This is a genomic window from Pseudonocardia sp. NPDC049154, assembly GCF_040648315.1.
In the GTDB taxonomy this organism is placed as follows: Bacteria; Actinomycetota; Actinomycetes; order Mycobacteriales; family Pseudonocardiaceae; genus Pseudonocardia.
Genome location: NZ_JBEZDN010000035.1, coordinates 1 through 21,886, shown reverse-complemented (window position 1 = coordinate 21,886; position 21,886 = coordinate 1). Strand labels below are relative to the sequence as shown.

Below are 21,886 nucleotides of genomic sequence, written 5' to 3'. Positions count from 1 at the left end.
GGGAACACGCCGGGCCGCGGCCGCCTTGTGCGAGGGGAGAGCCGACTCCCGTCCGCGAAGGAGCACGCCATGCCCGTCGAGTTCCTCGGCATCGGAGCGACGAACGACGGCACCGAGACCCGTCCCCGCTCCGGCCCCGCCTTCGACCCCGAGTTCACCCTCGCCCTGGCCCGGGCGCACGAGGAGAGCGGCTGGGACCGCGTCCTGACGGCGTACTCGTCGGGCAGCCCGGACCCCGCGCAGGCCGCCGCCTACATCGCCGACCACACCGAGCGGCTGCAGCTGCTGCTCGCCCACCGGCCCAACGTCTCCTACCCGACCTTCACGGCGAAGACCGTCGCCACGCTCGACGCGATGTCCGGTGGCCGGCTCACCCTGCACGTGATCACCGGCGGCAACGACCACGAGCAGCAGCGCGAGGGCGACGTCCTGCCGAAGGACCGCCGCTACGACCGGACCCGCGAGGCCATCCAGATCCTCAAGCGGGCGTGGACCGAGCGCGAGCCGTGGGACTTCCACGGCGAGCACTACGACTTCTCCGACTTCGTGCTCGACGTCCGGCCCGCCCAGCAGCCGCGGCCCCGCATCTCGTTCGGCGGCTCCTCCCCCGCCGCGTACAAGGTGGGCGCCGAGGAGGCGGACATCTACGCGCTCTGGGGCGAGCCGCTGGCCGGCACCGCCGAGCAGATCGCGACGATCATCCAGCTCGCCAAGGAGGCCGGCCGCCCGGCGCCGACGTTCCAGGTGGCGTTCCGCCCGATCCTCGGCCGCACCGAGGAGGAGGCCTGGGAGAAGGCGCACGCGACCGTCGCCCGGATCCGCGAGCGCACCGCGGGCGGGCAGCAGCTCACCCGCCGGCACAAGCTGACCGACCCGGAGAACGCCGGTTCGCAGCGGCTGCTCGCCAGCGCCGCCGACGGCGAGCGGCACGACCGCGCGCTGTGGACAGTGACGGCCGCGGCCACCGGCGGCGCGGGCAACTCGACCGCGCTCGTCGGCACACCGGAGACGGTCGCCGCGGCGCTGATGGACTACTACGACCTCGGCGTCCGGATCCTGTCCGCCCGCGGCTACGACCTGCTCGAGGACGCGAAGGAGTTCGGCCGCGAGGTCATCCCCCTCGTCCGCCAGGAGGTCGCGAGGCGCGACGCCGCGGCCTGAGGTCGTGAGTGCCGATAGTCGCTATGGCGACTATCGGCACTCACAAGGGCTTGAAACGGGCCAATTTGCCGGTCGAGGCATGGCGCGGGATCCGGTCCACGGCGCGGACGGTGATCACGGCTCCGGGCAGACCGTAGGGCTCCAAAGCCTCCACCAGCGCCGCCACCACCGCCGACACGTCCGGGGAGCCGACGACCAGGACGTCCGCCCCGTCCGGGGTCTGGTGCACCTGGTACTCGGAGATCGTCGGGTCGGTGCCCAGGACGTACCGGAACGCGCTGGCCGGGACGAGCAGCCCGCCGTAGCGGAAGTCGTCGTCGCGTCGCCCGGCCACGGCGGCGACCCGCGGCATCGCGCTGCCGCACGGGCAGGTCCCGGGCAGCAGGGTGACCTCGTCGCCCAGGTCGTAGCGGACGAACGGGAACGTGCGGCCCGCCAGCCCGGTCGCGAGGGTGCGGGCGGCGGGCTCGTCCGGGCCGACGGGGCGGCCGTCGGCGTCCACCCGCTCGAGGATCACCTCGTCGTCCGAGATGTGCAGGCCGTCGCCCACCCCGCACCCGACGGCCTGGACGCCGATCTCCGTCGAGCCCCAGAGGTTGTGCACCGGGGCGCCCCAGGCCGCGCCGATCGCGGTCCGGTCCTCCTCGGTCAGCGGCTCGGAGTTGGTGCTCACCCGCAGCGGGCGGACGTCGAGCTCCCCGGCGAGCGAGGCCCGGGCGAGCCGGCCGATCACCGACGCGTACCCGACCAGCGCGGTCGGGCGGGCGTCGGCGACGGCCTTGACGACGTCGTCGAACGGCGCCGCGGCCGGGATCACGACGGTCTCCGTGGACGCGTCGGTGGCGACGTCGAACAACGGGGTGCTGGCGTGCGGCGGCCCGCCGGCCGAGAGCACGGCCAGCCGGGCAGGCCCGTCGACCCCGGCGGCGCGGTCGGCCCGGACCTGCCAGCGCCACGCCAGGCACGCGAGCGTGACGTACTGCTCCCAGTCCCACACGTACACGCCGCGCACGCCGCTCGACCCGCCGGAGCTGAACACCTGCTGCCCCTGCGGGGTGTACGAGAACCAGCGCTGCTCGGCGAGCACCCGTTCGGCCCCGGCGCGGTCCAGGCCCGGGGTGGTGACGATCGCGTCCCACTCCTCCTGGGCCTGCGCCTTGGTCATCACGGGCAGCCGCGCGAGGTCCGCGACGGTCGCCGTGGCCGGGTCGACCTCGCCCATCCGGGCGGCATGGAAGGACGAGCGCTCGCGTGCCCACCCGAGCAGCGCCCGGAGTCGCTCGGTGCGGTGCCGCTCGATCGCCGCGCGCGGCCGGTCGAGCTGCGCCACGTGGTCGTCGAGCGCGGCCCGCACCGCGCTGAGGTGCGCGGCGCGGAGCCGCTCGTAGGCGGTGCGGTCCTCGTCCGGCATCCGGACAGTGTGGGACCTCCCCGCCCCGTGGGGAACGGGTCAGAGGTCCGCGACCGCCGGGACGACCTCGCGCCCCAGCTCCCGCAGGGGCTCGAGCTCGGACACGTCCGGCATCAGGCCGTGGTACTCCTGGACGCCGAGCCCGGCGAGCTCCTCCAGGTGTGCGACCAGCTCCTTCGGGTCGCTCCCGTAGCCGCGGCCCATGACCGTCTTCTCGATGTCGTCGTAGTCGCGGCCGACCTCCTCGCACCGCTGCCGCAGTACGTCGAGCTTGTGCGGCAGCTCCGGCCCGTCGAACAGGTTGCACGCGTTCGCGTACTGCGCGACCAGCCGCAACGTCTTCTTCTCACCGCCGCCGCCGATGAGGATCGGCGGGTGCGGGCGGGTCAGCGACTGCGGCACGTTCAACGTCCGCTCGAGCCGGTAGTGCGTCCCCTCGAACGGGCCCTCGTCCGCGCTCCACATCTGCAGGCAGATGCGCAGCGTCTCCTCCAGCCGCTCGAACCGCTCCGCGGTCGACGGGAAGAACAGCCCGAGCCCGCGGGCCTCCTCGTCGTTCCAGGCGGCACCAATGCCGAGCCACGCCCGCCCCTTCGACAGCACGTCGAGGGTGGTGACGAGCTTGGCGAGCAGCCCCGGGTCGCGGTAGCTGACCGCGGTGACCCAGGCCAGCAGCTCGACGCGCTCGGTGCGCGCGGCCAGGTAGCCCAGCGTCGTGTACGCCTCCAGCATGTCGTTCTCGATCGGCCCCACGGGCCGGATCTGCCAGACGTGGTCCATCACGCTGACCCGTGCGATCCCGGCCTCCTCGGCCGTGACGGCGATCCGGGTGAGGTCGTCGGCGAGGCCCTGCGGGCCGCTCGGGTAGGTGAAGTCCGCGATGTGCAGGCCGAGTTTCACGCGCTCTCCTCACAGGTGGATGGTCCTCCGGTTACGACGCTAGCCCGGCCCGGCGCGGCGCGCCCGGCGCGAGCCTGGTCCCGTCGGTACCACCCTGAGCGCCTACAACACCGCCTGGGACTGGGTCACCCGCGCGGTGAGCCGGCCGCGGTCGTCGGTCACGTCGACGACCACCACGATCGCGGTGCGTCCCGCGTGCAGCACCCGGGCGGAGGCCTCGACCGCGCCGCCGGTCACCGGCCGGAGGAAATGGGTCGACGACGACGTGGTCGCCGTCCCCGAGGACCCCTCCGGCAGGTTGAGGAACCCGGCCCAGCCGCCGGCGGCGTCGGCCAGCGCGAGGGTGGCGCCGCCGTGCAGCAGGCCACCGCTGGTGCAGCGCTCGGGGGTCCACTCCAGCCGCAGCCGCACCTCGTCGCGGTCGGCCCGCACCGCCGTCGCACCGAGGACCTTCGTGAACGGCATGGCGGCGTACATCTGCTCGGTCGAGTCCATGACCGGGACTCTCGCGCGCGGGGGTGCCGTCGCGCCATGACCTCCGAGGTCATCGCCCGGCGCCGGGCGGCTTTGTACCGTTCGGGTCATGACAGCGGTGACGGTCCCGGTCGAGACGGCCTTCGGCGGGCTGCTGCGGGAGTGGCGGCAGCGCCGCCGGCTCACCCAGCTCGACCTCGGCAACAAGGCGGAGGTGTCGGCCCGGCACCTGTCGTTCCTGGAGACGGGGCGGTCGCGGCCGAGCCGCGAGATGGTGCTGCACCTGTCGGAGGAGCTCGACCTGCCGCTCCGGGCCCGCAACGAGCTGCTGGTGTCGGCGGGGTTCGCGCCGGCCTACTCCCAGCACTCGCTGCACTCGTCGGAGATGGCGGAGGTGCACAGCTCGCTGAACCGGCTGCTGGCGGCGCACGACCCGTTCCCGGCGGTACTGGTCGACGGGCAGTGGGACATGATCGACAGCAACCGGGCCGTCGCGGTGTTCGTCGAGCTCGTGGACCCGGGGCTGCTCGAGCCGCCGGCCAACGTGCTGCGGCTCGCCCTGCACCCGCGCGGGCTCGCCCGGTACGTCGAAGGCCTCGACGAGTACGCGGCGCACCTCGTCTCCCGGCTGCGCCGGCAGGCCGACCGCTCCGCCGACCCCGCCCTCGGGGCCCTGCTCGACGAGCTGGTCGGGCACTGCCGGACCCTCGGCCTCGACCCCGACGCCCACCCGCGCAACCGGGTTGTGCTGCCGCTGCGGCTCCGCCACCCCGACGGCCTGCTCACCTTCTTCTCGACGGTCTCGGTGCTGGGCGCGCCGCTGGACATCACCCTCGAAGAGGTGGCGGTGGAGTCCTTCTTCCCCGCCGACGCCCCCACCGCCGACTACCTGCGCAGGCGCTTCGGGTAGTCGGCGGCGGGGACGTCGGGGTCAGGCCAGGGCGGAGCGCAGGGCGTCGCCCGCCGTGTCCAGCGTCTCCCGGGCCTTGTCGATCACCCCGGCCATCTGGAAGAAGCCGTGGATCATGCCGTCGACCGGCAGCAGCCGGGCGTCGACGCCGGCCTCCCGCAGCTTCCCGACGTACGCGGCGCCCTGGTCGCGCAGCGGGTCGAACTCGGCGGTGACCACCAGCGCCGGCGGCAGGCCGGACAGGTCGTCCGCCCGGCCGGGCGAGACGCGCGGGTCGAGGCCGTCGTCGGGACTGGTCAGATAGCAGCCGAGGAACCACTCGATCCACGCCCGGGACAGCAGCGGGCCGAGCGCGTTCTCCCGCATCGACGGGCTGTCGTCGAAGCGGTCGGTCGCCGGGTAGACCAGCAGCTGGAAGGCGATCCGCGGCCCGCCCTGCTGCTTCGCCAGCTGCGACACCACGGCCGCGAGGTTCCCGCCCGCGCTGTCGCCGCCGACCGCCAGCCGCGCCGGGTCCCCGCCGAGGTCACCGATCTTCTCGGCAGCCCAGACGAGGGCGGCGTAGGCGTCGTCGACCGCGGCCGGGAAGCGGTGCTCGGGCGCGAGCCGGTAGTCCACCGCCGCGACGAGGCAGCCCGCGCGGGCCGCCAGCGCCCGACAGACGGCGTCGTGGCTCTCCAGGTCGCCGATCACCCAGCCGCCGCCGTGGTAGTAGACGAGCACCGGCAGCGGCCCGTCGCCCGGCGGCACGTAGATCCGGACCGGGATGTCGCCGCCGGGTCCGGGGGCGGCGGTGTCCTCCACCCGCGCGAGCTCGGCGGGCGGGCCGGCCAGGCCGGCGAGGTCCGCGATCATCGCCCGGCTCTCGGCGACGGTCAGGCTCTCCGGCGACTTCGCGCCCTGCTCGGCCATCTGCGCGAGCAGGGCCTCGATCTGCGGGTCGAGCGGCATGGTCAGGACCGTCCTTCCAGGAACGGGAGCACCTGCGCCACCACGGCGCCGGTCTGCTCGAGCTGCGGGAGGTGCCCCGCGTCCGGCACCCGGGCCAGCCGGGAGTCGCGCAGCCGCGAGGTGAACTCCTCGGCGTACGCGGGATCGACGAGCCGGTCCTGTTCACCCCACACGAGCAGGGTCGGCGCGCTCACCCGGTGGATGCGCCGGGACAGGCCCTTCTCCGGCAGCGGCCAGATGAAGTGCAGGATGCTGGCCATCCGCATCGCGGCCTCGAAGAGGGCCTGCGGGTCGTCGGCCGGCGGCGTGAGCATGGCCGCGAGGGGGCTCTCCGGGTCGGCGAGCACCAGCCCGGGCAGCGTCTCCGCCGGGATGCCCGCGATGTCCGGGATCGGGTGGTCGTCGCGCCAGAACCCCACGGGGCACAGCAGGACCAGGCGGGAGACCCGGCGCGGGGAGTTGGCGGCCAGCTCCGCGGCGACCATCCCGCCGAAGGAGTGTCCGACGACCCGGACGGAGTCCAGCCCGAGGGCGTCGAGCAGCTCGTCGTAGAACAGGACGAGCTCCCACAGGCCCGGCAGGTGCTCCAGGTCCTCGGAGACGTTCGCGCCGGGGTGCTCCACCGCGTACACGGTGTGGTGGCGGGCCAGCTCCTCGAGGAAGGGGTCCCACCACAGCCCGCCCGCACCGTGCAGGAACAGCAGGGGTTCGCCCGTGCCCGCCACCAGCACGCGGGCGGCGATGGGTCCGACCTGGACGATCCGCTCGTCGACCGGGGATTCCGTCGTCGTCATGCCTGCGCCCCCGTCACCGCTCGGCTGGCCGCCCCGGACGGCCACCACTCGTGGGTCCAGCCCTCCGCGTCCCAGATGTGCCGGATCCGCGGCATGACCTCCTCGGCGAAGAGCGTGATGTTCTTCTTCGTCAGCTCGTGCGGCATCGACCCGATCTGCAGCAGGGCGTGGAGGTTGCCCACCCGCAGCGTCTTCGCGACCTCGATCAGCCGGTCCGCGACCGTCGACGGGCTGCCGGCGATGATGAAGCCCTCCTCGTTGAGGGTCTTCCAGTTCTTCTCCAGCGCCGCGGCCGCGGCGATCGCGCCGGGCTGGTTGGTCTTGATCGCGAACTCGGTCGACTTGCGCGTGCGGTACCCCGGCGCCTCGAAGAAGTACGGCGGGATGTGCAGGCACTTGTTGAAGAAGTACGTGACGTGCTCGAGGTACTCCTGCTCCGCCCGCTCGTCCGTCTCGGACACGCAGATCTGCTGGGCGAACCCGGCGCGGAACGGGTTGCGGTCGACCCCGAGCTCGTCCATCTTCGCCCAGAAGCCGTCCATCAGCTTCTTGCCGAACTTCGCACCGAAGAAGGACAGGTAGCTGTAGGTGTAGTTCTTCGCCGCCGCGAGCTCCCAGGTCTCCACCGACCCGCCGCCGGCGAGCCAGACGGGCGGGTGCGGCTTCTGCAGCGGCTGCGGCCAGGGATTGACGTAGCGGAGCTGGTTGTAGCGGCCGTTGAAGGTGAACGGGCCGGGCCTGGTCCAGGCCTGCGTGATCAGGTCCTCCGCCTCGCGGAACCGCGGCCGGGTCTGGGTGGGCGGGATGCCGTAGCAGAAGTTGACGTCCATCGAGGTGCCGACGGGGAAGCCCGCGGCCAGCCGGCCGTTGGAGAGAACGTCGAGCATCGCGAACTCCTCCGCCACGCGGGTGGCGGGCGAGTACAGGGCGAGCGTGTTGCCCAGCACCATGATCGCGGAGTTGTTGGGGGTGCGCCGGGCCAGCGCCGCGGCCATGAGGTTCGGCGAGGCCATGAAGCCGTAGCCGTTCTGGTGGTGCTCGTTCACGCCGACCCCGTCGAAGCCGAGCCGGTCGGCCAGCTCCAGCTCGTCGAGGTTCCACTGGTAGTACTGCGCGACCTTCCGCGGGTCGCACAGCTCGGTGTTGGGCGGGGTGATCCAGATGCTCTCGTAGCGCTGCTCGAAGTCGGCCGGGAGGTCCCGGTAGGGCATCAGATGGAAGAAGATCGACCGCATCGGCTCTCCACTCCGTCGGGGTGATCCGGGTCACCTCGATCCTGCGGAGCGGGGGTGGGCCGAGTCATGCACCTGCCTGCCGGAATCCGGCCGATCCCTGCCAGCGGTCCGGGCCGGCGTCCCGTCGGCGCCCGGTCAGCGGCGCAGGGCCGCACGGTAGGCGCTCGGCGACGTGCCGAAGCGCGCGCGGAAGGCCCGGGAGAAGTGGCTGGAGTCGCTGAAGCCCCAGTTCCGGGCGATCAGCGCGACGGGCACGGAGCCGGCGGCCAGCTCGGCGCGCGCCCGCAGCAGGCGCCGGCCGCGGATGTGCGCACCGACCGTGTCGCCCGAGGACTCGAAGGCCCGGTACACCGTGCGCACCGACACCCCGTGCGCGGCCGCGATCGCCGCCGGGGTGATCTCCTCGCCGAGGTGCCGGTCGATCCACGCCTCCATCGCCGCGCGCAGCCCGGGCCCGTGCGGCGCGTCGCCCGTGGCCCGGACCAGGCCTGCGACCAGCTCCAGAGTGGCGTTGCGGGCCGCCGCGACGGCCGAGGGCGGCAGCTCCCCCGATCCGGCCAGCAGGTCGAGGTAGGCGACGAGCAGCCGTGCGGCCGGCTCCGCGCCGTCGAGCGGCCGGTCCCCGATCGACCAGCCGCGGCCCAGGACCTCGTCGAGCGCCGACCGGCGTGTGATCAGCGTGCGCTTGGCGAAGCGGCCCCGCACCGAGAAGCGGGCGGGCAGCCGCCCCTCCCACACCAGCAGGTCCCCCGGGCGCAGCTGGCGCCCGTTCTCGCCCTGCATCATCAGCTCGCCGCCGGACCGCGTGACGAGCACGCCGACCAGGTCGTCGTCCGCGCTGCCGATGCGGGAGCGCGGCCGCACGCCGTCGCAGGGATCGGACTCGCAGTCGACGAGCTCGAGGTCACCGATCCGCCGGCGCCGGACGACGCCGTGGAAGGGCCGCGGCGGCCGGCCGGCGGCGAACCGCAACCGCATGGGCGCGTGCGACTCCGAGACGACCTGCTCCCAGAGCTCCTCGCGGTCCCCCTCGGCCACCCCCGCGAGGGAGTACTCCTCCGGGCCGGACTCCTCGGTCCCCGACGCGGTGCACACGGCGGTCACGGGCGCCTCCCCTCCGCGGGCCGACCTCGGCGTCGGCGGGCGTCGGCTCCATCATGGCCGCCTCTCGAACGTTCGTGAATCCTCCGCCCGCACCCCACCGCTGGCATGCTCGGAGGCATGGCACGGCGATTCGAGTACAAGGTGATCCAACTCCGCGAGGGCCTGATCGGCGGGAAGCTGTCCGGGGACAAGCTGGAGAAGATCCTCAACGGCGAGGCCGGCGACGGCTGGCAGCTCAAGACCATCACCAGCGCGGACGTGAAGGGGCGGCTCGGCCCCGGTGGTGTCGAGGGCCTGCTGGTCACCTTCGAGCGGCCGGTGGCATGACGGGCACGACCGTGCGCCCGCCCTTCCACCTCGCGATCCCGGTCGACGACATCGACGCCGCCCGGCGCTTCTACGGCGAGGTCCTCGGCTTCCCGCGCGGCCGGTCCGCCGGGGCCTGGACGGACTGGGACGTGCACGGCCACCAGGTCGTCACGCACCTCGTCCCGGGCCACCGCGGCGTCGCCGGCCGCAACCCCGTCGACGGGCACGAGGTCCCGGTCCCGCACTTCGGCGTGGTCCTGCCGGTGCCGGAGTTCACCGCCCTGGCCGAGCGGGTGCGGGCGGCGGGCGTGGAGTTCGTGATCGAGCCGTACGTCCGGTTCGCCGGCGAGCCGGGCGAGCAGCACACGATGTTCTTCCTCGACCCGGCCGGCAACGCCCTGGAGTTCAAGGCGTTCGCGGACCTGGACCAGCTGTTCACGGTCTGACAGCATCTCCGGCCGTGGTCGACGACCGGCCGGCACGGGTCGAGGACGTGCACGCGCTCGCCGCCGGGATGCCGCACGTCACGCGCGTCGACGGCACCGGCGGCAACGCGGTGTACCAGGTGGGCGGCAAGTCGTTCGTCTTCTTCCGCACGCCCCGCCCCGACGCCGTCGACCCGAACACCGGCGAGCGCTACGACGACGTCATCGTCTTCTGGGTCGGCGGCGACGAGGACAAGGCCGCGATGGTCCAGGACCCCGGCTCGCCCTTCTTCACCACGCCGCACTTCAACGGCCATCCGTCGGTGCTGATCCGGGCCTCGCGCCTGCACGAGATCGGCCGCGACGAGCTCGCCGAGGTGGTGCAGGACGCCTGGCTGTCCCGTGCCTCGGCGAAGCGGGCGCGGGACTGGCTCGCCGCCCACGGGACCGCCGACGCCTGAACCGGTCGTCCACGAGGGAGAGGCTGGGTAGGGTCCGGGCGTGAGCGAACTCGTCCACCGCGACACCACCGACGGCGTCGCGACGATCACCCTCGACTCCCCCGCCAACCGCAACGCGCTGTCGGCACAGCTGCGCCGCGAGCTGATCGCGCACCTCGACGCCGCGATCGGCGACGACGAGGCGCGGGTGATCGTGCTGACCCACACCGGCCCCGTGTTCTGCGCCGGGATGGACCTCAAGGAGTCCCGGGGGCGCAGCGCCGAGCAGCAGGGGGTCACCGAGGTCCCGCGGATCCTCGAGACGATCTGGACCTCGCCGACCCCCGTCGTCGCCCGGCTCACCGGTCCGGCCCGCGCCGGCGGGGTCGGCCTGGTCGCCGCCTGCGACATCGCCGTGGCCGCGGACACCGCCACCTTCGCCTTCACCGAGGTCCGGCTCGGTGTGGTGCCCGCGGTCATCTCCGTGACCGTGCTCCCCCGGCTGCTGCCGCGCGCCGCACACGAGCTCTTCCTCACGGGCGAGACCTTCGACGCCGCCCGCGCCGCGTCGATCGGGCTGCTCAACCGCGCGGTGCCCGCCGACGAGGTCGACGCCGAGGTCGCCCGGTACGTCGACATGCTCCGGCTCGGCGCCCCCGGCGCGCTCGCGGGTGTGAAGGAGCTGCTGCGCCGCGAACGCCCGAGCTCCATGTCCGCGGAATTCGCGCAGATGAACGCCCTGTCCGCGGACTACTTCGCCGGCGAGGAGGGCCAGGAGGGGATCCGCGCCTTCGGCGAGAAGCGCAGGCCCAGCTGGGTCACGCCGGGCTGAGCGGAGCCTGCGGAGCGAACATCGGCGCTGAGCGGAGCCTGCGGAGCGAACATCGGCGCTGAGCGGAGCCTGCGGAGCGAACATCGGCGCTGAGCGGAGCCCGCGGAGCGAAAACCGCGCCGAGGGTCAGGGCCGCCAGGCCGGGTCCCGCCCGCTCACCCCGAGCGCCCGCTCCAGTGCGGGTGCCGCGGGATCGACGGGCACCTCCGCGCCGATCCACCCGGCCTCGCGGCCCATCGACGCCATGCCGCCCATCGCTTCCAGCGCGGCCTCGCCGAGGGCCGGGGACACGCTGAACGGCTGCCCGGTGGCCACGGCGAGGTCCCACGCGTGCACCACGAACTCGCCGGTCATCATCGCGCCGATCGCGGCGGCGGGCATCGGGCCGCCGCCCAGGTGCGACTCGCCCTCCCACACCCGCGGGTCCGCCCAGGCCGCGGCGGCCGCGGCGCCCTCCTTCTCCGCGGCGGCGGCCCACTCCGGCTCCGGCAGGTCGCGCAGGAAGGGCGCCCGCGAGTCGGCGGACCACGCCTCCGGCCACGGCTCGCGGGTCGCCGAGTGGTGCGCCAGCAGGAAGCCGAACGCGAGGTGGTTCACCAGGTCGGCGACGGTGTAGTCGGAGCACGGGGTCGGGTCGGCGTACCGCTCGGCCGCGGCGCCGCGGATCGCCGCGACGGCGAGGTCGACGGCGTCGGTGAACAGCGTCTGATCGGTCATGTCCCCCAGCCTCGTCGGCCCCCAGCGCCGCGCATTGCACATTCGCGCCACGTACCCTGGAGATCGTGCAGAACGCCCTGGCCGCGCCCCTCGACGAGGCGCTCGACCTGCTCGCCGGGCGCCCGCTCGTCGCCCTGACCGGGGCCGGGCTCTCCACCGACTCCGGCATCCCGGACTACCGCGGCCCCGGCTCCCCGCTGCGCCGACCGATGACCTACGGCGAGTTCGTGTCGGGCCCCGCGGCGCAGCGCCGGTACTGGGCGCGCAGCCACGTCGGGTGGGCCCGGATGCGCCGGGCCGTGCCGAACCCGGGGCACCTCGCCCTCGTCGACCTCGAACGCCGCGGCGTGCTCCGCGGCCTGATCACGCAGAACGTCGACGGCCTGCACGGCGAGGCCGGCCACCGCGAGCTGATCGACCTGCACGGCCGGATCGCGGACGTCGTCTGCCTGGCCTGCCGCGAGATCAGCCCGCGCGCCGCGCTGCAGGAGCGCTTCGAGGCGGCCAACCCCGGGTTCGCCGACTCGGTCGGCCCGGAGATCGAGACCGCGCCCGACGGCGACGTCCTGCTGGAGCGGACCGAGGGCTTCCGGCTGGTCGGCTGCGCCACGTGCGGTGGCCCGCTCAAGCCCGACGTCGTGTTCTTCGGGGAGAACGTGCCGAAGGGGCGGGTGGTCCGCGCCTACGCGATGGTCGACGCGCTGCGGACCGCCGGCGGCGCGCTCCTGGTCGCCGGCTCCTCGCTGACCGTCATGTCCGGCCTGCGGTTCGTGAAGCACGCCGCGAAGCACGACGTGCCGGTGGTCATCGTGAACCGCGGCGAGACCCGCGGCGACCCGCTCGCCGCCCTGCGCGTCGACGCCGGCTGCTCCGAGGTGCTCTCCGCGCTGGCCGGCGCGTGCGGCGGCGCGATGCAGGAAGTGCGGGACACCCCGATCCCGGAGTGGCGGGACCTGGCCCCCTGATCAGGGTCGTCTGCGGCGCGCCAGCGCGTCCGTCGCCACACCGGCGGCCCGGTCCAGCAGCCCCGCGACGGCCCAGCACAGCGGCAACACCACCACGATCGCCAGCCCGACCTGCAGCGGGAACGCGAGCTGCGTCAGCCACAGCTCCACTGCGTCCCACCAGTCCGCGATCGCCCTCGCCACGGTTCACACGGTAGCGCCGGGTCCGGCGGGCTAGGTTCTGGGCATGTTCGCCGTCTACGCCGCTGAGCCCAACGCCGACGCTCCGCTCGACTCGCTGACCGTCGGCGAGCGCCCCGACCCCGAGGTCCCCGAGGGCTGGGTGAAGGTGCGGGTCACCGCCGCCAGCCTCAACATGCACGACCTCTGGACTCTCCGGGGCGTCGGCATCAAGCCCGAGCAGTTCCCGATGATCCTCGGCTGCGACGGCGCCGGCACCCTCGAGGACGGCACCGACGTCGTCCTGCACTCGATCATCGGGGACCCGACGTGGAGCGGGGACGAGACGCTCGACCCCAAGCGCACGCTGCTCACCGAGAAGCACCAGGGCGCGATGGCCGACTACGTCGTGGTCCCGAAGCGCAACGCGATCCCCAAGCCCGACGGCATCACGGCGAGCCAGGCCGCCGTCATGGGCACCGCGTGGCTGACCGCCTACCGGATGCTGTTCACGAAGTCCGGCCTGCACCCCGGCCAGACGATGCTGGTGCAGGGCGCGTCCGGCGGCGTCTCGACGGCGCTGGTCCAGCTCGGCCGCGCGGCCGGGATGACGGTCTGGGTGACCGGACGCACGGAGGACAAGCGCAACCTCGCCGAGAAGCTCGGGGCGCACGCCGTCTTCGAGTCCGGCGCGAAGCTCCCCGGCAAGGTCGACGCCGTGTTCGAGTCGGTCGGCGAGGCCACCTGGAAGCACTCCATGCGCGCCCTGCGGCCCGGCGGCGCGATCATCTGCTGCGGCTCGACGAGCGGGCCCAACCCGGGCGCCGACCTGCAGCGGCTGTTCTTCCTCCAGCTCCGCGTGGAGGGGTCGACGATGGGGACGCGGCAGGAGCTGGCGGACCTGCTGAGCTTCGTCGCCAACGCCGGCATCACCCCCGAGATCGGCCTCGAACTGCCCCTCGACCGGGCCGAGGAGGGCTTCCGAGCGATGCTGGACGGGGACACAGCGGGCAAGATCGTGTTCACGCACTGACACCGGCAACGTTGCTGTCGCGGTCTTCTCCTCGCGAATTGCGGCAATCGGGCCGGACAGCAAGTACAGTCGGTCATCGTGCCTGAGCCACTTAGTCCCACGGCGCCGGGGCACGGTCGGACCATGACCGTCCCGGCGCCGCGCGTCCCCGGTCTCGTCGAGCTCCTCGATCGGGTCGAGCGCGCCGTCGCGGCGTCGCTCACCCCGGCCACCTCGGCGCAGGGCGTCAGCCGCGACGGCTGGCGGGTCCTGCTGATGCTCGCCCGCGGCGGAGGCCGCAGCATGGGTGAGATCGCCTCGCACACCGCGCTCCCGGCCCCCACCGCGACCCGCGTCGTCGACCGCCTCGTCGCCGACGGGCACGCGTACCGGCAGAACGACCCGGTGGACCGAAGACGGGTGCTGGTGCATCTCGCCGCGGGCGGCCGCGAGGTCGTGGAGCGCGTGTGCGGGAGCATCGAGCGCCGGGTGGGCACCGCACTCGGCGCCGTCCGGACCCCGGAACGCGTGCAGCTCGCCCGCCTCCTCGACGACCTGGCGAACCCCGACCCCGAGTAGAGCTCCCCCAGCGACCTCGAGCTCCCCGGCTCCCCCCCGTACCCGGCTCAGCAGCGACGCCGGGCCCCGTCATCCTCGGTCCCCGCGCCGAGGCCTGCCTCGCGGCTACTTCTTCGCCTTGTCCGCGCTGGACTCGGTGGACAGCGCCGCCACGAAGGCCTCCTGCGGCACGTCGACCCGACCGATGGTCTTCATGCGCTTCTTGCCCTCCTTCTGCTTCTCCAGCAGCTTGCGCTTGCGGCTGATGTCGCCGCCGTAGCACTTCGCGAGGACGTCCTTGCGGATCGCGCGGATGGTCTCGCGCGCGATGATGCGCGACCCCACGGCCGCCTGGATCGGCACCTCGAACTGCTGGCGCGGGATCAGCTCGCGCAGCTTCGAGGCCATCGTGGTGCCGTAGGAGTACGCCGCGTCCTTGTGCACGATCGCCGAGAACGCGTCCACCGGCTCGCCCTGCAGCAGGATGTCCACCTTGACCAGGTCGGAGACCTGCTCGCCGGCCTCCTCGTAGTCGAGGCTGGCGTAGCCGCGGGTGCGGGACTTGAGCGCGTCGAAGAAGTCGAAGATGATCTCCGCGAGCGGCATCGTGTACCGCAGCTCGACGCGGGTCTCGGACAGGTAGTCCATGCCGCCGAGCTGGCCGCGGCGGCTCTGGCAGAGCTCCATGATCGCGCCGATGAACTCCGACGGCGCCAGGATCGTCACCTTGACGATCGGCTCGTGGATCTCGGCGACCTTGCCCGTGGGCCAGTCCGACGGGTTGGTCACGGTCAGCTCGGTGCCGTCGTCGGTAAACACCTGGTAGACGACGTTGGGCGCGGTGGAGATGAGGTCGAGGTCGAACTCGCGCTCCAGCCGCTCCCGGGTGATCTCCAGGTGCAGCAGGCCGAGGAACCCGCAGCGGAAGCCGAAGCCCAGCGCCGCCGAGGTCTCCGGCTCGTAGGTGAGCGCGGCGTCGTTGAGCTGCAGCTTGTCCAGAGCCTCGCGCAGGTCCGGGTACTGCGATCCGTCCACCGGGTAGAGGCCGGAGTAGACCATCGGGCGCGGTTCGCGGTAGCCGGTCAGCGGCTCGGTGGCCCCGCGCCGCTGGGAGGTGACGGTGTCGCCGACCTTCGACTGCCGGACGTCCTTCACCCCGGTGATCAGGTACCCCACCTCGCCGACGCCGAGGCCCTCGGTGGGCTTGGGCTCGGGCGAGACGATCCCGACCTCGAGCAGCTCGTGGGTGGCGCCGGTGGACATCATCTTGATCCGCTCGCGCGGGACGATCCTGCCGTCGACGACCCGGATGTAGGTGACGACGCCGCGGTACGTGTCGTACACGGAGTCGAAGATCATCGCGCGGGCCGGGGCGTCGGACTCGCCGACGGGCGCGGGGATCTGCTTCACGCACTCGTCGAGCAGCGCCTCGACGCCCATGCCCGTCTTCGCGCTGACCCGCAGCACGTCCTCGGGCTCGCAGCCGACGATGTGCGCGATCTCGGCGGCGTAGCGGTCCGGGTCCGCCGCGGGCAGGTCGATCTTGTTGAGGACCGGGATGATCGTCAGGTCCTTCTCGAGCGCCAGGTAGAGGTTCGCCAGCGTCTGCGCCTCGATCCCCTGCGCGGCGTCGACCAGCAGGATCGCGCCCTCGCAGGCCTCCAGCGCCCGCGAGACCTCGTAGGTGAAGTCGACGTGGCCGGGGGTGTCGATCAGGTGCAGGACGTGCTCGGTGCCGTCGACGGTCCACGGCAGCCGGACGTTCTGCGCCTTGATCGTGATGCCGCGCTCGCGCTCGATGTCCATCCGGTCGAGGTACTGCGCGCGCATGGCGCGCTCGTCGACCACGCCCGTGATCTGCAGCATCCGGTCGGCCAGCGTCGACTTGCCGTGGTCGATGTGGGCGATGATGCAGAAGTTCCGGATGCGCTCCGGCGGGGTGAACGTGCGGTCGGCGTACGTCGTCACTCAGACATCCATTCCGGTACGGGGTCGTGTCCATCGTCCCACGTCGCCCGATCGGGCCGTGCAGGCCCGCGCACGTGTGAGACGGACCACCGTCGGGTATTCGCCGCCATGGATCCCGTGAGCACCGGTACCCCCTCGTCGTCCGGCGCCCCGGTACGGCCCGCGCCCACCGGGCCGGGACCGGACCCTGCCGCCGACCCCACCACGCGGGCGTTCCCGCAGGCCCACGCCGGCCCCCGGGATTGGGTCGGCAGCACCGTGCGCGGGCGGGCCGGGAACACCGTCGGGAAGCTCACGGACGTCGTCGACGGTCCCGACGGGACCCCGTGGGGCGTCGTGCAGCCGCGGCTCGGCGGCGCCCGCACCATCCCCCTGAGCGGCGCCGCCCCGGACGACCGCGGAATCACCGTGCCGATCGACCGGCGCACCCTGCGCAGCGCCCCCGCGCGCCGCGAACCCGACGCCGACCTGGCCCAGCACTACACCAGCCGCGGTGCGCTGACCGCCGCCCACGAGTACCAGCACCAGCGGTTCGGCGGGCTGAAGATCGGCTCGGCCTTCTTCGGCTGGCTCGTCGCCGTGGGCCTCACGGTCCTGCTCGGCGCGCTCGCGTCGCTCGTCGTCCGGCTCGCCGGGGTGTCGCCGGACATGAGCGGCGGACCGGGCCAGGACCCGCGGATGCTCGGTGTCGCCGGCGGGATCGTCGCGGTCGCGGTGATGCTGCTGGCCTACTACGCCGGTGGCTACGTCGCCGGCCGCCTCGCCCGGTTCGACGGCGCCCGCAACGGCGTGGCGGTGTGGGCGATGGGCCTGGTCGTCACGGTCGCGGTGTCGATCGCCACCGCGGTCACCGGCACCACGGACAGCGTGTTCGCCGCACTGCGCGTGCCGGGCGTCGCGATCTCCGGCGAGTCGTTGACCCTGTCCGGCGTGATCGCGCTGCTGATCGCGGCAGTCGTCGCGCTGATCGGCGCGGTCGTCGGCGGCAAGGCCGGCGAGCGCTACCACCGCCGGGTGGACCGGGCGGCCGAGACGGCGCTCACCCCCTGAACGCCCAGCTCGGCGGGGGTCGTGAGTGGCCGGTGACCCTCTAGGGGCAGTCGGCACTCACGGGGTTCCGGGGCTGTTGCCGTCCCACTCGTCGAGCGGGGCACAGTGCCACCGCCAGTTCTCCAGCCGCGGCCGCGCACCCAGGGGTGCACGGCCGTTGGCCCAGCGCAGGGTGGGCCAGGAGCGTTCGTCGTGCGGCGCCCACGGGAACAGCCGGCGGACGACGTGGGCGGCGAGGTGCGCGTCGGGCTCGAAGGCGAGCCCGAGCCCGCGGGCGGCGTCGTCGGTGTGCACCAGGAGCTCGTCGCAGGCCATCGCGGCGAACCCCGACGGATCGGCGGTCCCGTCCGGGTGGAAGCCGCGGACGTCGTCGTCGCAGGCGTCGATCGTGGCGGCCAGCACGAACGCCCCGGCCCGCACGGCCGCCACCAGGGTCGCCGGGGGCCGGTCGGCGTGCACCCGCAGCTCGAGGGCGTCGATCTCGGCCGGCCCGCCCGCCAGGTCCGCCGCGTAGAAGTGCAGCACCCGCGCGACGTGCGCGACGACCTCGGACACCGTCATGTCCAGCGTGCCCGCCCGCGCCGACCAGTCCCGCTGAAGCGTGCCGCCGAGCAGGCCGGTGCAGGCGGCGGCCGCGGTTCGCACGTCGTCGCTGCGCACCCGCCCACGGTAGGAGGCCCGACCCTCCCGCGACACCCCGTGCCACCCGGGCGGGGGTGTGTGCCGGCCGCCGGAGCGGGCATCCCTCCGCCGTGCCCGATCATGGTCTGCTCCCCGGGGTACGGCGGATCGCCGTGCTCCGCGCCAACGGCCTCGGCGACTCCCTCGTCGCCCAGCCCGCCCTCGCGGCCCTGCGCGCCGCCTACCCCGACGCCACGATCACGCTCGCGACCTCCGCGCCGGTGGCCGAGCTGCTGCGCGGGCGTCCCTTCCCGGTCGACGAGGTGCTGGAGGCGCCGCGGGTGTCCGGCGTGCGCGGGGAGGTCGGCGGGCCGCCCGACGACGCACCCGAGGTCGTCGAGGAGTTCTGCGCGGCGATGCGGGCCCGGGAGTTCGACCTCGCGGTGCAGCTGCACGGCGGCGGCGGCAACGCCAACCCGCTGCTGCTGCGCTTCGGCGCCCGCGTGACGGCCGGCAGCCGCGCGGAGGACGCCCCCGCGCTGACCCGGACCATCCCCTGGACGCCGTTCCAGCACGATGTGATGCGCTGGCTCGAGGTCGTCGACCTCGTCGGGGCCCGGCCGGTCACGCTGCGGCCGGAGCTCACGGTCACCGACGCGGACCGCGCCGCCGCCGACGCCGCCCTCCCGGCCCTGCACGGCCCGCTCGTCGTGCTGCACCCCGGTGCGACCGACGTCGGCCGGCAGTGGCCGCCCGAGCGGCTCGGCGAGGTCGGCCGCGCGCTCGCGGAGCAGCGCGGCGCCTGCGGCGCGGTGATCGGCGGGAAGGCCGACCTGGAGCTCGGCGAGCAGGTCCGCGCCGGGCTCGGCGACGCGCCCGTCCTCGACCTCGTCGGCGCGCTCGACCTGAACGGGCTCGTGGGCGTGCTCGAGCGGGCGGACCTGGTGGTGGGCAACGACTCGGGGCCGCGTCACATCGCCGAGGCCGCCGGCACCCCGACCGTCGGCGTGTTCACCCGGGCCAACCTCATCGACGTCAGCCCGCTGTTCCGCGCCCGGCACCGGGTCGTCGTCGACTGGGAGAGCCGCTGCGCGGTCTGCGGCGACCCGTACCTCGGCCGCAGCTGCGGGCACGAGGCCACGGTGCTCGCGGGGGTCGAGGTCCCCGAGGTCCTCGACGCCGCGCTCGCCCTGCTGCCGGGGTAGGCGCCCGGGGCGGCCGGGCAGGTCTCGTGCCTCGCCCGGCTCGGTGCGCGTCGCGATCTCCGGCCCCTCCTCGTCGTCGCGCACCTCGGGGTCGACGTCGGCGGTGCAGAACGTGCACGTCGTCGCGTCCACCGGGATGAACTCCATGCAGTACGGGCACTCACGGCTGCCCTGCGCACGGTCCTCGGAACCGGGCGCGCCGGGGTCTTCCCCCGTCCGGCGGGGACAGCGGGCGGATCAGACCGAGCGGGGCGCTCGGGCCGTACCGGGTGTGGTGGTCAGACCTCCGCCCAGAACCGGTCCAGCACGGCGGCACCGCGCTCGGGGTCCTGCGTCATCCACCAGTGCCCGAGCCCGGCGAGCACCTCGACGCGCGCGCCGGCGCGGGCGGCCGCCCGGTGCCGCTGCTCCTCGGTGCCGACCATGTGGTCCTCGCTCGGCACGAGCGCGAGCCCGGGGCGCGCGGCCGCCTTCTCCAGGTCCTTGCCCAGCTCCGCCATGACCGGCTGCGCGGCGGAGCGGTAGAGGCGCAGGATCGAGTCGGTCATCGGCTCGTCGAACGCGGCCGCGATCCGCTCGGCCACGGGCGCCGCCATCCCGAACCCGGACAGCCGCTCGGCACGCGCGGCCGGACCGGCGGCGAGCATCCCCGCCACCGCCTGCTCACCCACGCCCGGCTGCTGCCACGCCTGGGCCAGCTCGTGCCACACGTAGTCCGGGTCGAAGATGCCGACGACGTCCGACACCCAGCTGCGCAACAGGTCCGGCCGGGCCGTCGCGACGTTCACGACGTGCCCGCCGCCCCAGTCGTGTCCCACCAGGTCGACCGGGCCGTCGGCCGCCACGATCGGCTCGAGCTCCCGGATCAGCCAGTCCCGGTACTCGAGCACGGTCGCGCCGAAGCCCTCCGGGACGGGCGCGCCGAAGCCCGGCGGGGCGAGCCGGACCACGGGCGCGCGATCCAGGTGCGGGACGAGCAGGTCCCACACCGCGGGGGTCTCGGGGTTGCCGTGCACCAGGACGACGGTCATGGGGGCACCCTACGAGCCCTCACCGACAGTTGCGGGGCCGTCGGCCGCACGGTGTCCGCGCACCGCGAAACCGCGTGGCCGATGACCTTCGCGCCCGGATAGCGTCACCACGTACGTGAGATCCACGTACGACGTCCCCCGATCGGAGAACCCCGCATGACCGCGCCCGACGCACCCCCCAGTTCCGTCGAGGTGCCCCGGTCGGCGTCGACGGTCGTCTGGCTGCTGGTGGGCTCCGCGTTCGTCATGATCCTCAACGAGACGATCATGAGCGTCGCGCTGCCCGTCCTGGTCACCGACCTCGGGATCACGGTCGGCACGGCCCAGTGGCTGACCTCGGGCTTCCTGCTCACGATGTCGGTGGTCATCCCGATCACCGGCTTCCTCCTGCAGCGCCTCACCCCGCGCACCGTCTTCCTCGCCTCGATGTCGCTCTTCAGCCTGGGCACGCTGATCTCGGCGGCCGCGCCCGGCTTCGGCCTGCTCATGACGGGGCGCGTCGTGCAGGCGCTCGGCACCGCCGTCATGATCCCGCTGCTGATGACCACGGTGATCCGGCTCGTCCCGGCCGAGCGCCGCGGCGCGACGATGGGCACGATCACGGTGGTCATCGCCGTCGCGCCGGCCGTCGGCCCGACGATCTCGGGCGTGATCCTGTCCACACTGGGCTGGCGGTGGATGTTCATCGTGATCCTGCCGATCGCGCTGCTCGCGCTGGCCGCCGGCGCCACCTGGCTGCGGCTCGACAGCGAGACCCGGAGGATCCCGCTGGACTGGCTGTCCGTCGTGCTGTCGGCGCTGGCCTTCGGCGGGCTCGTGTTCGGACTCTCCAGCATCGGCGAGGCCGCGCGCGGCGAGGCGCTGCTGCCGCCGTGGGCGCCCACGCTGGTCGGGGTGGCCGCGCTCGCGGTGTTCGTGTTCCGGCAGCTCCGGCTGCAGCGGGACGGCCGCGCGCTGCTCGACCTGCGCCCGCTCGGCTTCCGCCCGTTCGCGGTGTCGCTGGTGCTGGTCGTGCTCGGCATGATGGCGCTGTTCGGCGTGCTGATCCTGCTGCCGCTCTACCTGCAGGACGTGCTCGGCGTCTCCGCGTTCGTGACCGGGCTGGCGGTGCTGCCCGGCGGCCTGGTGATGGGTCTGCTCGGCCCGTTCGTCGGCCGGCTCTACGACCGCGTCGGCGCCCGCCCGCTCGTCATCCCCGGCACCGCGGTGCTGGCGTTGTCGCTGTGGGGCTTCACGACCGTGGGCGCCTCCACCCCGGTCCCGATTCTGATCGGCATGCACGTTCTGCTCGTGATCGGGCTGTCGTTCATGTTCACCCCGCTCATGACGGACGCGCTGGGCCGGCTGCCGAGCGAGCTCGACTCGCACGGCAGCGCGATCCTCGCCACGCTGCAGCAGGTCGCGGGCGCGGCGGGCACGGCGCTGTTCGTCACGCTCATGGTCGTGTTCGCGGCCACGCCCGGTGTCGCGGCCGACGTCCCCGGCGCCCGGGCGGCGTTCCTCTGCGCGGCGGTGATCGCGACCGTCGCCCTGCCGGTCTCGCTGCTCGTCGGCGGGAAGAAGCAGGTCGCGGGGGCCCCCGCGGCCGCCTGACGGATCCCGGTGAACGGCGCTCTCGCTCATACCTGGTGAGCGAGAGCGCCGTTCGTGCACG

The 21,886-nt window shown here is 73.8% G+C and carries 24 protein-coding genes; 12 read left to right on the top strand and 12 right to left on the bottom strand.

The genetic code is table 11. The features are described 5' to 3' along the window. Positions 1-69 precede the first annotated feature (69 nt). Positions 70-1,161, top strand: coding sequence for an LLM class flavin-dependent oxidoreductase (locus tag AB0B41_RS18610; RefSeq protein ID WP_358204698.1), 1,092 nt, complete (start codon positions 70-72; stop codon positions 1,159-1,161). Positions 1,162-1,201: 40 nt separating this feature from the next. On the opposite strand, the gene AB0B41_RS18605 is transcribed toward AB0B41_RS18610, so the two are convergent. From AB0B41_RS18605 to AB0B41_RS18595, 3 genes are all read right to left on the bottom strand, one after another. Further along, positions 1,202-2,572: a phenylacetate--CoA ligase family protein gene (locus AB0B41_RS18605; RefSeq protein ID WP_358204695.1), complete on the bottom strand. Its 1,371-nt coding sequence runs from the start codon at positions 2,570-2,572 to the stop codon at positions 1,202-1,204. 39 nt (positions 2,573-2,611) lie between these two features. Beyond that, positions 2,612-3,472 carry an LLM class F420-dependent oxidoreductase gene (locus tag AB0B41_RS18600; RefSeq protein WP_358204693.1) on the bottom strand — a complete coding sequence of 287 codons (861 nt, stop codon included), beginning with the start codon at positions 3,470-3,472 and terminating at the stop codon, positions 2,612-2,614. A 102-nt stretch (positions 3,473-3,574) separates the two neighbouring features. Then, positions 3,575-3,967: a PaaI family thioesterase gene (locus AB0B41_RS18595; RefSeq protein ID WP_358204691.1), complete on the bottom strand. Its 393-nt coding sequence runs from the start codon at positions 3,965-3,967 to the stop codon at positions 3,575-3,577. An 88-nt stretch (positions 3,968-4,055) separates the two neighbouring features. On the opposite strand from AB0B41_RS18595, the gene AB0B41_RS18590 reads away from it, so the two are divergent. Beyond that, the gene (locus AB0B41_RS18590) at positions 4,056-4,856 is read left to right on the top strand and encodes a helix-turn-helix transcriptional regulator (protein WP_358204689.1); all 801 of its coding nucleotides are present in this window, start codon (positions 4,056-4,058) and stop codon (positions 4,854-4,856) included. 21 nt (positions 4,857-4,877) lie between these two features. Here AB0B41_RS18590 and AB0B41_RS18585 read toward each other — a convergent pair whose 3' ends face one another. From AB0B41_RS18585 to AB0B41_RS18570, 4 genes are all read right to left on the bottom strand, one after another. After that, complete coding sequence (locus tag AB0B41_RS18585; protein ID WP_358204687.1) at positions 4,878-5,807, bottom strand: alpha/beta hydrolase; 930 nt, start codon at positions 5,805-5,807, stop codon at positions 4,878-4,880. Positions 5,808-5,809: 2 nt separating this feature from the next. After that, the gene (locus tag AB0B41_RS18580; RefSeq protein WP_358204685.1) at positions 5,810-6,601 is read right to left on the bottom strand and encodes an alpha/beta fold hydrolase; all 792 of its coding nucleotides are present in this window, start codon (positions 6,599-6,601) and stop codon (positions 5,810-5,812) included. After that, positions 6,598-7,836: an LLM class flavin-dependent oxidoreductase gene (locus tag AB0B41_RS18575; RefSeq protein ID WP_358204682.1), complete on the bottom strand. Its 1,239-nt coding sequence runs from the start codon at positions 7,834-7,836 to the stop codon at positions 6,598-6,600. The genes AB0B41_RS18580 and AB0B41_RS18575 overlap by 4 nt, the downstream gene beginning before the upstream one ends. A 135-nt stretch (positions 7,837-7,971) precedes the next feature. Further along, positions 7,972-8,940: a helix-turn-helix domain-containing protein gene (locus AB0B41_RS18570; protein WP_358204680.1), complete on the bottom strand. Its 969-nt coding sequence runs from the start codon at positions 8,938-8,940 to the stop codon at positions 7,972-7,974. A gap of 117 nt (positions 8,941-9,057) precedes the next feature. On the opposite strand from AB0B41_RS18570, the gene AB0B41_RS18565 reads away from it, so the two are divergent. Genes AB0B41_RS18565 through AB0B41_RS18550 form a run of 4 tightly spaced genes read left to right on the top strand, consistent with a single transcriptional unit; the run spans position 9,058 to position 10,946 of the window. After that, on the top strand, positions 9,058-9,267 hold the full coding sequence (locus AB0B41_RS18565; protein ID WP_037043441.1) for a DUF4177 domain-containing protein: 210 nt from the start codon (positions 9,058-9,060) through the stop codon (positions 9,265-9,267). After that, the gene (locus AB0B41_RS18560; protein ID WP_358204676.1) at positions 9,264-9,695 is read left to right on the top strand and encodes a VOC family protein; all 432 of its coding nucleotides are present in this window, start codon (positions 9,264-9,266) and stop codon (positions 9,693-9,695) included. The genes AB0B41_RS18565 and AB0B41_RS18560 overlap by 4 nt, the downstream gene beginning before the upstream one ends. A 14-nt stretch (positions 9,696-9,709) precedes the next feature. Further along, entirely contained in the window at positions 9,710-10,135 is a 426-nt protein-coding gene (locus AB0B41_RS18555; protein WP_358204674.1) for an MmcQ/YjbR family DNA-binding protein, read from the top strand. Positions 10,136-10,175: 40 nt separating this feature from the next. Next, a complete protein-coding gene (locus AB0B41_RS18550) occupies positions 10,176-10,946 on the top strand; it encodes an enoyl-CoA hydratase-related protein (protein WP_358204671.1) in 771 nt (256 codons plus the stop codon). A gap of 126 nt (positions 10,947-11,072) precedes the next feature. Here AB0B41_RS18550 and AB0B41_RS18545 read toward each other — a convergent pair whose 3' ends face one another. Next, complete coding sequence (locus AB0B41_RS18545) at positions 11,073-11,663, bottom strand: TIGR03086 family metal-binding protein (RefSeq protein ID WP_358204669.1); 591 nt, start codon at positions 11,661-11,663, stop codon at positions 11,073-11,075. Between the two features lie 65 nt (positions 11,664-11,728). On the opposite strand from AB0B41_RS18545, the gene AB0B41_RS18540 reads away from it, so the two are divergent. Then, positions 11,729-12,628, top strand: a complete 900-nt coding sequence (locus AB0B41_RS18540) for a Sir2 family NAD-dependent protein deacetylase (protein WP_358204667.1) — start codon at positions 11,729-11,731, stop codon at positions 12,626-12,628. Here the strand turns inward: AB0B41_RS18540 and AB0B41_RS18535 are convergent, their stop codons facing one another. After that, positions 12,629-12,811, bottom strand: coding sequence for a hypothetical protein (locus AB0B41_RS18535; RefSeq protein ID WP_358204664.1), 183 nt, complete (start codon positions 12,809-12,811; stop codon positions 12,629-12,631). 43 nt (positions 12,812-12,854) lie between these two features. On the opposite strand from AB0B41_RS18535, the gene AB0B41_RS18530 reads away from it, so the two are divergent. Both AB0B41_RS18530 and AB0B41_RS18525 read left to right on the top strand, forming a co-directional pair. Beyond that, positions 12,855-13,820, top strand: a complete 966-nt coding sequence (locus AB0B41_RS18530; protein WP_358204662.1) for a zinc-binding dehydrogenase — start codon at positions 12,855-12,857, stop codon at positions 13,818-13,820. A 123-nt stretch (positions 13,821-13,943) separates the two neighbouring features. Then, positions 13,944-14,378: a MarR family transcriptional regulator gene (locus AB0B41_RS18525; protein WP_037043431.1), complete on the top strand. Its 435-nt coding sequence runs from the start codon at positions 13,944-13,946 to the stop codon at positions 14,376-14,378. Positions 14,379-14,483: 105 nt separating this feature from the next. Here the strand turns inward: AB0B41_RS18525 and lepA are convergent, their stop codons facing one another. Continuing rightward, entirely contained in the window at positions 14,484-16,325 is a 1,842-nt protein-coding gene (lepA, locus tag AB0B41_RS18520; RefSeq protein ID WP_358204660.1) for a translation elongation factor 4, read from the bottom strand. A gap of 117 nt (positions 16,326-16,442) precedes the next feature. Between lepA and AB0B41_RS18515 the strand changes: the two genes are divergently transcribed. Continuing rightward, positions 16,443-17,375: a YrzE family protein gene (locus AB0B41_RS18515; RefSeq protein ID WP_358204658.1), complete on the top strand. Its 933-nt coding sequence runs from the start codon at positions 16,443-16,445 to the stop codon at positions 17,373-17,375. A gap of 57 nt (positions 17,376-17,432) precedes the next feature. Here AB0B41_RS18515 and AB0B41_RS18510 read toward each other — a convergent pair whose 3' ends face one another. Next, positions 17,433-18,035 (bottom strand): maleylpyruvate isomerase N-terminal domain-containing protein, encoded by a 603-nt coding sequence (locus AB0B41_RS18510; RefSeq protein ID WP_358204656.1) that lies wholly within the window; start codon positions 18,033-18,035, stop codon positions 17,433-17,435. 92 nt (positions 18,036-18,127) lie between these two features. Here AB0B41_RS18510 and AB0B41_RS18505 point away from each other — a divergent pair, with 92 nt between their 5' ends. Beyond that, positions 18,128-19,201, top strand: a complete 1,074-nt coding sequence (locus tag AB0B41_RS18505; protein WP_358204653.1) for a glycosyltransferase family 9 protein — start codon at positions 18,128-18,130, stop codon at positions 19,199-19,201. A 278-nt stretch (positions 19,202-19,479) separates the two neighbouring features. Here the strand turns inward: AB0B41_RS18505 and AB0B41_RS18500 are convergent, their stop codons facing one another. Continuing rightward, positions 19,480-20,232 (bottom strand): alpha/beta fold hydrolase, encoded by a 753-nt coding sequence (locus tag AB0B41_RS18500; RefSeq protein ID WP_358204651.1) that lies wholly within the window; start codon positions 20,230-20,232, stop codon positions 19,480-19,482. Between the two features lie 156 nt (positions 20,233-20,388). Between AB0B41_RS18500 and AB0B41_RS18495 the strand changes: the two genes are divergently transcribed. Continuing rightward, the gene (locus AB0B41_RS18495; RefSeq protein ID WP_358204648.1) at positions 20,389-21,825 is read left to right on the top strand and encodes an MDR family MFS transporter; all 1,437 of its coding nucleotides are present in this window, start codon (positions 20,389-20,391) and stop codon (positions 21,823-21,825) included. The last annotated feature ends 61 nt before the right edge of the window (positions 21,826-21,886 follow it).